This is a genomic window from Psychrobacter pulmonis (assembly GCF_904846465.1).
Lineage (GTDB): Bacteria > Pseudomonadota > Gammaproteobacteria > Pseudomonadales > Moraxellaceae > Psychrobacter > Psychrobacter faecalis.
Genome location: NZ_CAJHAT010000001.1, coordinates 274,960 through 288,075, shown reverse-complemented (window position 1 = coordinate 288,075; position 13,116 = coordinate 274,960). Strand labels below are relative to the sequence as shown.

Sequence of the window (13,116 nt, the reverse complement as noted above, 5' to 3'; positions counted from 1 at the left end):
AAATAGCAGCATTCTATAAAGTTGGAAATATCTTATAAAATCATTACCCAATTCATAAGCGACCTTATAACTCGCCTTCTTCCTCTTTATGCTTGTCGATAGCGTTTTTAACATTATCAGCCAGATTATTATCCATCACAAAGATATCTATCACCTTCTCATCTTTTAGCAGCGTATAACGTTTTCCCGTGGCGCTATCTTGTGCCTTTAAATCGTAATCTGCACCCGCTAAAGTAATTGAGTCAAAAACCGGCGTCAGCAAGTCTATTTGTGCTTGTTTATCAATGGTGTCAAATAGCGTCGGATCCATATAAGGCTTTAGTGGTTCGTTACCTTCTTCAGCACTACCAAACGCTTCAATCGGATCATCATTTTTATCCATTTCATTATTCCTTATTTAGCATTTTAGTTATGGTTTTATCTACTTGTTAAAGCTGCTAGATACAGTCTGTTTTTTGCGTCGTTTTTATCAGTAACTTTTATAAAAAAGCTAACCGTATCATGCTGCTGCTCAGTAACAGCAGTTCTACAGTTTATTGAAAAAAAGTATTAAAAATGACGCCTTTAGTAATCTTCCCAATGCCCATTGCGCAATAACAGCTGACGGTCAGCAAGGCCTGCCAAACTACGGTCATGCGTCACCATCAATAGCGCCGTTTGCATGGTGCTTTGTAGCTCGGATAACAGCCCAAACACACTTTGGGCGTTGTCATAATCTAAGTTACCAGTCGGCTCATCGGCCAGAATAAGTGATGGTTTGGTCACAAGCGCGCGAGCAATCGCCACACGTTGACGCTCACCGCCTGATAGCTCACCGGGTCTGTGCGCCAAACGATGCTCCAAACCGACACTTTTTAAAATATCTATCGCTTGTTGACGTGCCTCGGTCGTCGATACTTTTGGGCGCATCAGTAGCGGCATAGCAACGTTTTCAACCGCGGTAAATTCGGCTAACAAATGATGAAACTGATAAATAAACCCCAAGTGTTTATTACGCATCGCCCCGCGCTCGGTCTCATTCATACTATTTAATAGCTGCCCGTGTAGCCAAACCTCCCCGCTACTGGGGGTATCAAGTCCGCCGAGTAAATGCAGCAAGGTACTTTTTCCCGAACCACTGGTACCAACAATCGCAATGCGCTCACCGGCATTGACGGTCAAATCCAGACCGGTCAATACTTGCGTGCTCACCGCCCCTTCATCATAAATTTTATTAATATTGGTCGCTTTTAAAATTTCAGACATGGTACTTCCTTTGTTTTCTTTATCATGGCATTGACGATTGACGCCTGTAGATTACTCGTAACGCAACGTTTGCGCAGGCTGAATTTTCGCTGCTCGGCGCGCTGGATAAATGGTCGCCAAGAAGCTCAGTATAAATGACGCACTGGTAATCAGCACCACATCGGCCAAACGCAGCTGCGATGGCAGATAATTTACAAAGTAAGCATCAAACAAATTGAGGCCAAAGGTTTGATTGATAAAGCCCAAAATATCACTGACGGTCAGGGCAAAGATAACACCAAGTATCGTGCCCGCAATGGTACCAATAAAGCCAATAACGATGCCCTGTACCATAAACACATGGGTAATCAGACGCGGTGAAGCGCCAAAGGTTTTTAAAATAGCAATGTCTGCTTTTTTGTCAGTGACTAGCATCACCAAACTTGAAACGATATTGAAAGCGGCTACAAGGATAATTAAAAACAGCAGCAAGCCAACCATGGCTTTTTCCATTTGGATGGCACCAAATAAGTTGCCGTGCGTTTGCGTCCAATCGCTAGGATAAAGCTTGTTAGGCGCAATAGCTGCTGCTTTTTGGGCCGCCATCGGTGCGTTAAAGATATCGTCAAGCTTCATACGAATACCCTGCGCGCCCTCTGGTAGACGCAGTAATTTTGCCGCATCACCCATCGGAATAAACGCCATTAAGCTATCTACCTCGGGACTGATGGTAAAAATACCTGTCAACGTAAAACGCTTGAAGCGCGGTATCACACCTGCTGGCGATGGCGACGCTTCTGGCAGCACCAAGGTCACTTTATCACCTAAGCGCAGCCCCAAAGACTGCACCATCTCTTCACCAAGGACAATACTGAATTCACCATTTTGCAGCGTATCAATACTGCCTTCTATCATGTGCTCGTTGATGATAGAAACGTTTTTCTCATACTCTGGATCAACGCCGGTGACCATAATCCCAGCCACTTGACCGTTGGAGGTCAGCATACCTTGCAGCTGAATAAAGGGTGCGACGGCAGCAACTTCGGGATCTTCTTTAATTTTACCAGCTACCTCTTTCCAATCACCGATAATCTCGGTTGAAATAACCGTCGCTTGTGGCACCATACCCAAAATACGCGTTTTGAGCTCGCGATCAAAACCATTCATGACCGATAGCACCGTAATCAGTACCGCCACGCCAAGCGTCAGTCCAATCATTGAAATCAGCGATATAAAGGAGATAAAACCATTACTACGCTCTGCTCGGGTGTACCGTAAGCCGATAAATAACGCTAAAGGACGAAACATATTCAAACTCTTTATCTTATCTACGTGCGACTTTATTTATGTTATAAAATCCAATGCAGCAACCGCCTTTTAGTATGACACTCACTAAGGCTGTTGCCGCAAAAACATATCAATCGAACAAAAAACAGGGGATTATGAGCAGCAAAATACCGCTGTCAAAAGGGAGCTAGTTTGACACAATTTGACTTATATGTGCCAGTCATTAGCGCAAACTGCCGGTATTTTTTAATAAAAATTCAACTTTTCATATTATTTTTCGCGAGGGGCTTGCTATTAGTTGCGTCTATACCTATATATTGTATGCTAAGGACAATTGTCATTAACCCCTCATTGTTGTTTGCTGCCTCTTTACTGACGACATTGCTGGTTATCATAAACCAATCCGCTCATATATTGGATAATGGTCAGCAATCACAGTTTTAGACCCAAACCTCATGGCTGACTTAAGTTTGAGTATATTCATGACCATTAATTATCAATATAAAAACATCCAATCTCCCACCAAAATCACCTTAACTGACGAGCAATCTGCCGGTCACGCCGATCATTGGCGGATTTTGACCGATGACATGAGTCAAGACGTGCCAGAATGGCTACAAAAGATGATTGAAAAAGCGGCGATGCCGAAAGGGCTCAACAGCAATGTCAGCGCTAAAGACAGCTGCTTATTGCTATCTGAAGACCAGCCTTGTCATATCAATCAAGTGCTGGCGATGAAAGACGGCAAGCCTGAATGCTTTATTAATGCTTACCCTTGTGTCGATAGCCCTTATGGTTTGACGTGCAAAATCGAGCGCATGATTGTCAATGACAACACTCACGATACCGTCTTACGCTTACGCACCGCTGATGGCAGCATTATTTATGCTTTCGACCAGCTGTACACCGCTAACCGCCATTTATATCAGCAAGATACCGCCTATTATGTGAACTTTAGTGCGTGGGCGCATGAGATTAAGCTGAGTGAACAAGACGAAGTGATTATGGTCGAAGACCAAGAAGCCATTCGCTACCATCGCGCTTTTAACGACATCGTCGCCGCTAATGATGGAAAAATGCCTGACGATTTACAAGAGCAAATCAAAGCATGGCAGCCTCAAACCAAAGAACAAATGGCGCCCGTCGAGATTAATCTCGGTCATATGTGCGCGTATTTGTTCGGCGATACCATAGGGCAAGAAGATGAAGCATGGTGTCAAGGTCAGGTGCTTGGTAAGCAAGAAACACTATTTAATGGTCAGACCATTATCTTAGTTGATGTGGTGGTACTGCGTGAACAAGATGCAGACCCTTTTGTCATTCGTATCGGCGCACCTAAAACCGAAGCCACCGCTGCTATTGAAGTGCATGATTATGTACAAGCCAATATCTGGTTACAAGCGGCGATTTACAAAGAAAATCAAAAATTGCAACCAACTGCGCAACAATCAAAAGCCAGTTAATTTAGAAATTACCTTACTGTTAAATTCTCCGACGAAAAAGCCCTTAATGTGAATTAAGGGCTTTTTTATGCGAAACGTTATTGATACAAAAATGAAAAACAGGCCATTAAGCTAAGGTAGTTATTGACTTGATATTACTATAAAGCTCTTTTTGCTCAGCGCTTGGGCGCGCGGTTTGTACTGCCATCAATTGTGACATATCACCTTCGACACGAATTTTACCGGCCATAAAAGCGCCCATGATTTCATTGGTATCAAAGTTGGTAATGATAGATTGCAGCAGGCTACGATCCAATAATAAGGTTGTGGTTGCCTTATCATTCAAACCGCGGTGCAGTAAGCCGTCAGCAAAGCTTGCTTCGATATCTTGCTCCGTATCGGTAACTTTTAAGTTCACCACCATATTAGCAAGCGCTGGTGGTAAATTTAATTCACCGGCTTCTTGACCCATTTTCTCAACTTGCTCAAACCATTCGTCTGTCAAAAAAACTGCCATATTATTATCCTTAATACCTATTATTTATGAGGTTATTTATGAAGGTAGGCTTGTGCCAGCATACGGCTAAGCCTAACCACTATTTAAAAGTTCAAAATATTCGTTAATATCAGTATAAAGCACTTGGTTAGCGATACTACAAGGCGTCATTATAAGGTGCGATTCGATGATAAGTAAAACTTATTTATAGCGCAAATGCTGCTATTGTTACAAAACCACCGCTTAATTGTATTTTTTGCGCCAAAAAGCACTATCTTTTTTCACCCCTAGAATAGTAGGGAAATTGGGTATAAAATAGGTGTATAACGCTGAAAGATTATATCGTTCATAACTATTTTTACCAAAGAGTTTGTATTTTGGCGCATAGTTCTGATGATATTTGATTAGGTTTGCGTTACAATACCCTTAAACAGAGTCGGGAGTTTTAACTAAACATTACGTAAACATGGTTTTTGTCAGCCGCCGCTAGCATACATTTATGGTGTATAAGTTTTTTATCACCGATTGAATATCAGTATCTATCTTCGTTCATACTGGCTTTTTAGCAGTAATAATTAAGATACATACTCAGCCTCAATAGATGTTTGATGCTCAAGGAAGGCACATTATCTTATCAAATTTAACCGTTTATTATTTATTAATTATCCTATTATCGTCCAGCTGTGAGCGCCGTGCATTTATATCGCCGCCCTCTACTCAGCAGTAACCGCTGATAACTAGTGTAGGTTTGACTTAATAGTAAATAAGGTCTCGATAATAAGATTTGGCAAAAACAACATGTACCGCAACCATAATCTGCTTATAATTTTTTATAATATAGAGGCTGCGGAGAGTTAGTTAATTCTGTTGATAATTCGGGCTGTAAAGGAATCATCCAATGAGTTTACAAAACACAGCAGTCGCCCCAATTGACCGTGAGTATGAAATCACTGTCGTAAGATTCTTTACGATAATGGCCGTGATATGGGGCATCGTCGGCATGAGTATTGGTGTGTTCATTGCTTCACAGTTAGCATGGCCAGCACTAAACTTTGACATTCCATGGCTGACATTTAGTCGTCTAAGACCGCTACACACTAACGCGGTTATCTTTGCATTCGGTGGCTGTGCCCTGTTCGCAACGTCTTACTATATTGTTCAGCGTACCTGTAAAACGCGCCTATTTGCACCGTACTTAGCTTGGTTTACCTTTTGGGGTTGGCAAGCGGTTATCGTAGCAGCCGTTATTACCCTTCCTTTAGGTTTAACATCAACCAAGGAATACGCTGAGCTTGAGTGGCCTATCGATATTTTGATTGCATTGGTATGGATCTCTTATGCCATCGTTTTCTTCGGTACGCTAATCAAACGTAAAACCTCACATATTTATGTGGCTAACTGGTTCTTTGCAGCTTTTATTATTACGATTGCTCTACTGCATATCGTAAATAGTATGGCCATCCCTGTTAGTGCGTTTAAATCTTACTCATTATTTGGCGGTGCAACTGATGCCATGGTGCAGTGGTGGTACGGACATAACGCGGTAGGTTTTTATCTAACGGCAGCGTTCCTTGGAATGATGTATTACTTCGTTCCAGTACAGATTGGTCGTCCTATTTATTCTTACCGTTTGTCTATCGTTCACTTTTGGGCATTGATTGCTTCATATATGTGGGCTGGTGGTCACCATTTGCATTATTCAGCGCTTCCAGATTGGACGCAGTCTTTAGCAATGGTCTTCTCTATCATCCTATTCGCACCATCTTGGGGTGGTATGATTAACGGTGTACTAACGCTATCAGGTAGTTGGGATAAGCTGCGTACCGATCCAATCATTCGCTTTATGATTGTGGCATTGTCATTCTATGCGATGTCGACGTTCGAAGGCCCAATGATGTCTATTAAGACGGTGAACGCCTTATCGCATAACACTGACTGGACAGTAGGTCACGTACACTCAGGTGCGCTTGGCTGGGTAGGTATGATTACCATTGGTTCGCTATATGTACTGTTACCACGTATTTATAACAAACCAAAAATGTACTCAATCAGCTTAATCACTACGCATTTTTGGCTGGCAACTGCAGGGACAATCTTCTACATCGTATCTATGTGGATCTCGGGCATTGGTCAAGGCATGATGTGGCTTGCTACCAACCCAGATGGTACTTTGGTATATAGCTTCGTTGATACTGTTGAATTCTCGCATTTCCCATACATTGGTCGTGCTTTTGGTGGCCTATTGTATGTGTCGGGTATGTTTGTGATGGCTTACAACTGTTATAAAACACTCAAGATGCCAGAAGGTAAGCCTGTAGATGTCGCTGATCCAACGGATCATGAACCTAGTGTCGAAAAACCATCGACAGCTAACGTATAAGGAGCGATCATGGCTGGTACACCGCATGAAATTATCGAAAAAAATACAGGCTTGTTGGTCATCGGTATCGTTATTGCTATTAGCTTTGCAACGCTAGTTGAAATCGTACCACTTATTTATGATAACAAGGGTCCTGAAGAAGGTGGGGTGAACGCTCCCCTTCCTTCTATGGAGCCATGGACTGCACTAGAGTTCGAAGGTCGTGACATCTATATTCGTGAAGGCTGTCACGTTTGTCATACCCAAATGATTCGTCCTCTACGTGCTGAAGTTGAACGTTACGGACCTTACTCACGTGCTGCTGAGTCAACGTGGGATCACCCATTCTTATGGGGCTCAAAACGTACTGGACCAGATTTGGCACGTGTTGGTGGACGCTACTCTGAAGATTGGCAAAAGCAGCATCTGATAGACCCGCAATCACTCGTTCCTGAATCAGTGATGCCAGGTTTCCCTTGGCTTGCAACCAACGAAGTCAATGGGTCAAACGTTCAAACGAAAATGCGTCTATTCCGCGATCGCTTCGGTGTTCCTTATACTGAAGAAGATATCGAAGGAGCTCCCGATGCTGTTCTTGGTGCCACTGAGCTTGACGCTCTTGTTGCCTATCTACAACAGTTAGGCACCGCGATGGAAGGACAGCGCTAATGGGTATTGGTGAATTACAAACAATTGCGACCGTTTCTGCCTTTGTTGCCTTCGTAGGTGTTGCATGGTGGGCGTATTCGCCAAAAAACAAAAAACGCTTCGAAGAAGATGCACAACTTGCGCTTGATGACGAGGATATTAAGTCTCTGTCTGAAGAGCAGCGCAATAAGGATAAACGATGACATTTTTTTGGAGTTCTTGGATTACCATACTAAGTATCATGTGTTGGGCAGGTATTCTTGGTGTCTTACTGATGGTATTGAAGTACAAACCAGAACTAGAAGAAGACGGTACCACAGGCCACGCCTATGACGGCATTAAAGAGTATGACAAACCGTTGCCTAAATGGTGGTTAGTGATATTCTTTGGTTCAATCATTTGGGGTGCCGCTTACTGGGTATTTTTCCCAGCAATTTTCCCAGCAAGCTGGAACGGTCTGGCAACAGTAGAGGTCGATGGTGAAACAGTGCCATGGTCTTCTAAGAATGAGTTGTTCAGCGAGCTTGAGAGCAATAACAAAGTATTCACGGATAACTTTGAACAAAACATTTTGGCTAAAGCAGATGCCAGCGGTGCAACAACGACGCTAGCGTCTCTTGCTGACATGCAAGCGACCATGCGTCGTAGTGAAAATCCGCCAGCTGACTTGCAGACGCAAATCGACGAGAAAGTGGCCGAGTTGGCACCTTATGTCGAAAAGCTGGCTGAAAACCCGAATGCATTGAAGGTTGGTAGTCGCTTGTTCTTACAGAATTGTGCTGTCTGTCACGGCTCTAATGCGAAAGGTGCGCTAGGCTATCCTAATTTGACCGACAATGACTGGTTATATGGCGGTGAAGCTTCACATATCCTAACGACGCTACATAATGGTCGTGTTGGTGGTATGACAGCTTGGCGTGACCAACTTGGCGAAGATGGTGTGCGGGCAGCGGCTGAATATGTCTTGTCAATCTCTGGTAACCAACCAGGTTATGATCTTGACCCAACTCAAGTTGCTCAAGGTGAAGTGATATTCAATGAGCCTACCAACTGTGTGCTGTGTCATGGTAATGATGCTAAAGGTATGATTTCTACTGGCGCACCAGATTTGACTGATAATATTTGGTTGTATGGTGGTGATCGTGAAAGTATCCGTGATACCATCCGTTATGGCCGTGCCGGTGTGATGCCAGAGTGGGAAACCAAACTAGGTAATGAGCGTATTATGCTGCTTGCTGCGTATGTTTATTCTCTATCAGACAGAACGCCTCAGCCTGCTAAAGCGCAGCCTGTTTCTGCCGCTGCACCAAAAGCAGCCACACCTGAAACGGCAGTTGCAAACTAAGCACATTTAGTCAGTTGTATATCGTAAATAAGTAGTGTTTGACAAAGGGAGGACTGTGATTGCAGTTCTCCCTTTTTAGTTATTTATCAGCTTTATGTTTTATTAATAAACTCTGCCTACGAGCAACTCGCAAAATCAAACTGCCGATAGATTTAATACTTTTTATGCTCTATCACCACTGGTTTTGATATTTATCAAGCTCAATAGTGATACGCACTTTGTCTATCAATAAGTCGCAGATAAGTATTGCTTTTTAGCATTCTCACCCCATTTATAGTAGGGAAACTGCTAAAATAGTAATCTATTAGAAACACTATAGAATCATCTATTTAAGCATATTTTAATCCTTTATTTACAATCGCTCATTTGGTAGCAAGTTTGGATACTTTTTTTGGTATGGCTCTTGCTACTTACTGACATTGATAACATCGCACATCCATATACCCAGGTATTGAAGGTATTTGTTCATCATGCCAGCAGACTGATTCTTTTTTTAAAGAGGCACGTTTATGTCAGCACAACCATCCAATAAAATTCCTGTCGTTGAGGTGGATCTTAACGCCAATAAAAAACGCGTTCACCCTAGATTTATCACCGGATTTTACCAAAATATCCGCGTGATTAGCATGTATGCGTTATTGGCATTATTTTTGATTTTACCGTGGATAAGGTATAACGGCAGGCAAGCTATCTGGTTCGATGTGCCGTCGCAGCATTATTATATTTTTGGTATGACGTTTCTGACCCAAGACTTTTACTTTCTTGCCGTCTTTGCGCTTATTGCGGCTTTTGCGCTATTTATGGTGACGGTATATGCAGGGCGGGTTTGGTGTGGTTATGCCTGTCCGCAAACCATCTGGACGCATATGTTCCAATACGTTGAAAAAATAGTCATCGGCGATCGCAATAAACGTATCAAGTTTGATAAAGAACCTATGAATGCTAAAAAAGTCTTCAAGCGTTTTTTAATCTACTTTATTTGGTTTGTATTTTCGATGATTACGGCGATGACGTTTGTCAGTTATGTATCAGGGACAGAAGCTCTATATGGTAGTTGGCAAATGTTAGGGGGCGTTATCCCCTTCCCTGACTGGTCAACTTGGATATGGGTATCGATATTTATTTTCGCTTTCTCGACCTACGTCAATGCAGGCTATATGCGTGAGCAGATGTGCGTGCAAATCTGTCCTTATGGTCGCTTCCAAAGCGTGATGTTTGATAAAGATACCTTGATTGTTTCTTATGATTATGAGCGCGGTGAACCTCGCGGCGCCCGTAAAAAAGGCACCCATCCTGAGAATTTAGGCGATTGTATTGACTGTACGATGTGCGTGCAAGTATGCCCGACGGGTATTGATATTCGTGATGGGTTGCAGGTTGCCTGTATTCAGTGTGCCGCCTGTGTCGATGCTTGTAATGATGTAATGGATAAAGTTGGCTACCCACGTGGCTTGATTCGTTATACCACAGAGCGTCAATTGGTCGAAAAAGAGCCAAGCCGTGTACTGCGCCCGCGCTTTTTTGCTTATTTAACCTTGCTTGCGGTACTTTGTGGCGGTGTGGTTTATGCATTGACAGACCGCGTACCGTTAGAGATTGATATTCGCCGTGACCGTAATCAGTTGTCGTCAGTAAACCAACAAGGCATGATTGAAAACAGCTATATCGTTAAATTGACCAACAAAACCCAAAGTGCGCACACTTATAAAATAAGCCTTGAGCCACAAGATGGGTTGAGCTTAGGCGTACGCTTCAACGATGTACCGTTAGAAGCAGGCGAAAGCTTTGATATGCCAGTCAGTATTTATGGCGACCCTGAGGTGATTGAGTTTGGTCAAACGCCGATTACTTTAACAGTAGCCAGCGAAGATGGTAAATATAATGTGAGTAAACAAAATATCTTTACCACGCAAGGGCAGTAATTATTGAGTATGTAGTTGCTTTTATCTATTCATCCGCTCGTTAGTGGTGCTTGGTCAAAGGCTAATCATCACTGACTGGCAGCTGAATTATTTATCATTAAACTGGCTGCTCTGAGCCGTCGGTTTATTTTTTGATAGCGTTTATAATAAGCTGACAAACCGCACTTTATAAACGAATATCTGATTAATAGGTATGTTATGTCTAGTCCAGCACCGAACTTTAAGCATCAAGACAGCCAACCATGGTACAAAAACTATATGGTGGTTATCTTTGTCATTGGCATGCCAGCTTTTGTAGTAATCGCTTGCATTTGGTTTGTTTATTATTCTTATCAAATCCGTGATAGCGTGGTACGCGACGATTGGTATATGGATGGCAAAACCCTATATCATGACGTCTCACGCGACAAGCTCACCTATGATTTAGATTTACATGGCAAGATGCAGTTTGCCGATAATGGCGATGTCGTTTTTTATCTCAATTATCCTGAGCAAAGTTTGCAGTCTGGTAAATTATTAAACGGTGAGCCTTTAACCTATCCTGACTCTTTAGAGTTGTCTATCTCGCACGCCACCGACATTAAAAAAGACCGCGATGCGGTACTCAAACATCAAGAAGGTAACAAGTACACGGCGCAAGTCGATTTGGATGACGTAAAAGGCAAATATTATTTGCAAGTCAGTTATGATGGAAAGAATGATTGGCGTATGCAGGATGTGGCAAAATTACCACGCCCTGAGGTGAGTTTTAACCCTCTACCCGTTTTTGCCAAAAGTTAATTGTTAAGGTTAAATAAATACAAAAAAAACCAGCCATTAGTGAATAATGCGCTGGTTTTTTTTGGGGGTTAATTTTATAAAAATATAACGAGTGAAAAGTAATATTGATATATCACGCACTGTTGATATCAGTTTTTCTTGCTTGCTGTGCCTGCGCAGACAGAGGCCACAAAAAATTGATATCAGCAATACCGTCGCGTTTTTAGGATATTTTGACTATAGCTATCTATATGATTTAAATCACCGGATTAATCGTGGGGATTTTTTGCGTGTTGCGATTATTTTTTGTAGTATTATCCGCTGTTTCCACTTGCTGGTTGGGGTTTTGATGATGGGCAAACTTCGGATTAAAAACTTGAGTTTTTGGCGCTACTGGTAAACCAATCTCAGCCAAACTGTCGGTCTGCCCTGCTTGGATATTATCGCCTTCAAATAAGCGCTCATTGTCATCGCGCTCTATGCTTAAAGTTTCAAAGTCAAACAACTCGCGATCGGCCAATTGTGACGGCGCGACGTTTTGCATCGCTTTAAAAATAGACGCCAAACGCTGTGGATGGGCGTTATCCCATTCGCGTAGCATATCATTGATAATTGCGCGTTGCAGATTGGTTTGGCTGCCGCATAGATTACACGGAATAATCGGAAATTCTTTTAAACGTGCGTATTCAATGATGTCTTTTTCTTCAACGTAAGCAAGCGGACGAATCAGTAAGTTTTGCTTATCATCGCTTAGCAGTTTTGGCGGCATGGATTTCAGCGCGCCGCCGTGGAATAAATTTAAAAAGAACGTCGCGAGCATATCATCGCGGTGATGACCAAGGGCGATTTTGGTGGCGCCGATTTGTTTGGCAAAACCATATAGCGAACCGCGACGCAGGCGTGAGCAGGCTGAGCAGTACGTTTTACCTTCTGGCACCACGCTTTTGACGATACTATAGGTATCTTTTTCTAAAATATAATGGGCAATACCTTGCTCATTCAAATAAGCGGGCAAAATATCTTCGGGATAACCGGGCTGCTTTTGGTCAAGATTTACCGCAACGATATCAAAGCTAATCGGGGCAATGCGTTTGAGCAGCAATAAGATATCGAGCAACGTATAGCTGTCTTTGCCGCCTGAAACGCAAACCATAACAACATCGCCGTCTTCAATCATATTAAAATCGCGAATCGCCCATGATACTTGGCGACGTAGCTTTTTTTGTAGCTTGCGAAATTCTGCCGTTTCAGTCGGTAAAATTTGCGTAGAGGATGTTTGCTCAGCGGTATTATTACTTATAGCCGCGCCAGCAATGTCGTCATACCCCATACTATCAGTATCTTCAGCATAACTATCCCAGCCGGTATTGGTAGAATCGGCATCTGCAGAAATCGTATCGCTAGTTGCTGCATCAAACTGGGAAGGGATTTTAGGCGTAAACAAGGTCGCTACGGTCATAAGACACTCAATATCTTTACAAAGTTGATGTTACGGTAAAAATAAGCAGCCGTAACTTTAACAGGCTGGCTTTAAAAGCAGCGATTATAACAAATTTTGCTAACAGATTGAAAAGTCGCACAAAATTAGTGGCTTTTTGTGCGACTTTTTATCGCAACTTATGCGCAATTAAACA

The 13,116-nt window shown here is 42.6% G+C and carries 12 protein-coding genes; 7 read left to right on the top strand and 5 right to left on the bottom strand.

Going from position 1 to position 13,116, the window contains the following annotated elements; all coding sequences use genetic code 11:
- Nucleotides 1-64: 64 nt before the first annotated feature.
- The 3 genes from JMX70_RS01220 to JMX70_RS01210 all read right to left on the bottom strand — a co-directional run bounded on the left by JMX70_RS01220 (nucleotide 65) and on the right by JMX70_RS01210 (nucleotide 2,532).
- Nucleotides 65-382 (bottom strand): hypothetical protein, encoded by a 318-nt coding sequence (locus JMX70_RS01220; protein WP_144297123.1) that lies wholly within the window; start codon nucleotides 380-382, stop codon nucleotides 65-67.
- A 182-nt stretch (nucleotides 383-564) separates the two neighbouring features.
- Complete coding sequence (lolD, locus tag JMX70_RS01215) at nucleotides 565-1,245, bottom strand: lipoprotein-releasing ABC transporter ATP-binding protein LolD (protein WP_144297124.1); 681 nt, start codon at nucleotides 1,243-1,245, stop codon at nucleotides 565-567.
- 51 nt (nucleotides 1,246-1,296) lie between these two features.
- Complete coding sequence (locus JMX70_RS01210; protein ID WP_201588906.1) at nucleotides 1,297-2,532, bottom strand: lipoprotein-releasing ABC transporter permease subunit; 1,236 nt, start codon at nucleotides 2,530-2,532, stop codon at nucleotides 1,297-1,299.
- A 461-nt stretch (nucleotides 2,533-2,993) separates the two neighbouring features.
- On the opposite strand from JMX70_RS01210, the gene JMX70_RS01205 reads away from it, so the two are divergent.
- Nucleotides 2,994-3,974, top strand: coding sequence for a hypothetical protein (locus JMX70_RS01205; protein ID WP_201588903.1), 981 nt, complete (start codon nucleotides 2,994-2,996; stop codon nucleotides 3,972-3,974).
- A gap of 106 nt (nucleotides 3,975-4,080) precedes the next feature.
- Here the strand turns inward: JMX70_RS01205 and JMX70_RS01200 are convergent, their stop codons facing one another.
- Nucleotides 4,081-4,470, bottom strand: coding sequence for an SCP2 sterol-binding domain-containing protein (locus tag JMX70_RS01200; protein WP_198327917.1), 390 nt, complete (start codon nucleotides 4,468-4,470; stop codon nucleotides 4,081-4,083).
- 877 nt (nucleotides 4,471-5,347) lie between these two features.
- Between JMX70_RS01200 and ccoN the strand changes: the two genes are divergently transcribed.
- The 6 genes from ccoN (at nucleotide 5,348) to JMX70_RS01170 (ending at nucleotide 11,503) form a co-directional block, all read left to right on the top strand.
- Complete coding sequence (ccoN, locus tag JMX70_RS01195) at nucleotides 5,348-6,829, top strand: cytochrome-c oxidase, cbb3-type subunit I (protein ID WP_201588901.1); 1,482 nt, start codon at nucleotides 5,348-5,350, stop codon at nucleotides 6,827-6,829.
- A 9-nt stretch (nucleotides 6,830-6,838) separates the two neighbouring features.
- Entirely contained in the window at nucleotides 6,839-7,477 is a 639-nt protein-coding gene (ccoO, locus tag JMX70_RS01190) for a cytochrome-c oxidase, cbb3-type subunit II (protein ID WP_201588898.1), read from the top strand.
- A complete protein-coding gene (locus JMX70_RS01185) occupies nucleotides 7,477-7,659 on the top strand; it encodes a CcoQ/FixQ family Cbb3-type cytochrome c oxidase assembly chaperone (RefSeq protein ID WP_010199605.1) in 183 nt (60 codons plus the stop codon). Before ccoO ends, JMX70_RS01185 begins: the two co-directional genes overlap by 1 nt.
- Nucleotides 7,656-8,801, top strand: coding sequence for a cytochrome-c oxidase, cbb3-type subunit III (gene ccoP / locus JMX70_RS01180; RefSeq protein ID WP_201588895.1), 1,146 nt, complete (start codon nucleotides 7,656-7,658; stop codon nucleotides 8,799-8,801). The genes JMX70_RS01185 and ccoP overlap by 4 nt, the downstream gene beginning before the upstream one ends.
- A gap of 509 nt (nucleotides 8,802-9,310) precedes the next feature.
- The gene (gene ccoG, locus JMX70_RS01175; RefSeq protein WP_201588893.1) at nucleotides 9,311-10,723 is read left to right on the top strand and encodes a cytochrome c oxidase accessory protein CcoG; all 1,413 of its coding nucleotides are present in this window, start codon (nucleotides 9,311-9,313) and stop codon (nucleotides 10,721-10,723) included.
- Between the two features lie 198 nt (nucleotides 10,724-10,921).
- The gene (locus JMX70_RS01170) at nucleotides 10,922-11,503 is read left to right on the top strand and encodes a FixH family protein (RefSeq protein ID WP_191690606.1); all 582 of its coding nucleotides are present in this window, start codon (nucleotides 10,922-10,924) and stop codon (nucleotides 11,501-11,503) included.
- 235 nt (nucleotides 11,504-11,738) lie between these two features.
- Here JMX70_RS01170 and ttcA read toward each other — a convergent pair whose 3' ends face one another.
- The gene (ttcA, locus tag JMX70_RS01165; RefSeq protein WP_201588892.1) at nucleotides 11,739-12,941 is read right to left on the bottom strand and encodes a tRNA 2-thiocytidine(32) synthetase TtcA; all 1,203 of its coding nucleotides are present in this window, start codon (nucleotides 12,939-12,941) and stop codon (nucleotides 11,739-11,741) included.
- Between the last annotated feature and the right edge of the window lie 175 nt (nucleotides 12,942-13,116).

Bases quoted from the DNA above. Each gene is read 5' to 3' on its own strand.
- JMX70_RS01220 (WP_144297123.1), bottom strand. From the start codon at position 382: ATGGATAAAAATGATGATCCGATTGAAGCGTTTGGTAGTGCTGAAGAA.
- lolD (WP_144297124.1), bottom strand. From the start codon at position 1,245: ATGTCTGAAATTTTAAAAGCGACCAATATTAATAAAATTTATGATGAA.
- JMX70_RS01210 (WP_201588906.1), bottom strand. From the start codon at position 2,532: ATGTTTCGTCCTTTAGCGTTATTTATCGGCTTACGGTACACCCGAGCA.
- JMX70_RS01205 (WP_201588903.1), top strand. From the start codon at position 2,994: ATGACCATTAATTATCAATATAAAAACATCCAATCTCCCACCAAAATC.
- JMX70_RS01200 (WP_198327917.1), bottom strand. From the start codon at position 4,470: ATGGCAGTTTTTTTGACAGACGAATGGTTTGAGCAAGTTGAGAAAATG.
- ccoN (WP_201588901.1), top strand. From the start codon at position 5,348: ATGAGTTTACAAAACACAGCAGTCGCCCCAATTGACCGTGAGTATGAA.
- ccoO (WP_201588898.1), top strand. From the start codon at position 6,839: ATGGCTGGTACACCGCATGAAATTATCGAAAAAAATACAGGCTTGTTG.
- JMX70_RS01185 (WP_010199605.1), top strand. From the start codon at position 7,477: ATGGGTATTGGTGAATTACAAACAATTGCGACCGTTTCTGCCTTTGTT.
- ccoP (WP_201588895.1), top strand. From the start codon at position 7,656: ATGACATTTTTTTGGAGTTCTTGGATTACCATACTAAGTATCATGTGT.
- ccoG (WP_201588893.1), top strand. From the start codon at position 9,311: ATGTCAGCACAACCATCCAATAAAATTCCTGTCGTTGAGGTGGATCTT.
- JMX70_RS01170 (WP_191690606.1), top strand. From the start codon at position 10,922: ATGTCTAGTCCAGCACCGAACTTTAAGCATCAAGACAGCCAACCATGG.
- ttcA (WP_201588892.1), bottom strand. From the start codon at position 12,941: ATGACCGTAGCGACCTTGTTTACGCCTAAAATCCCTTCCCAGTTTGAT.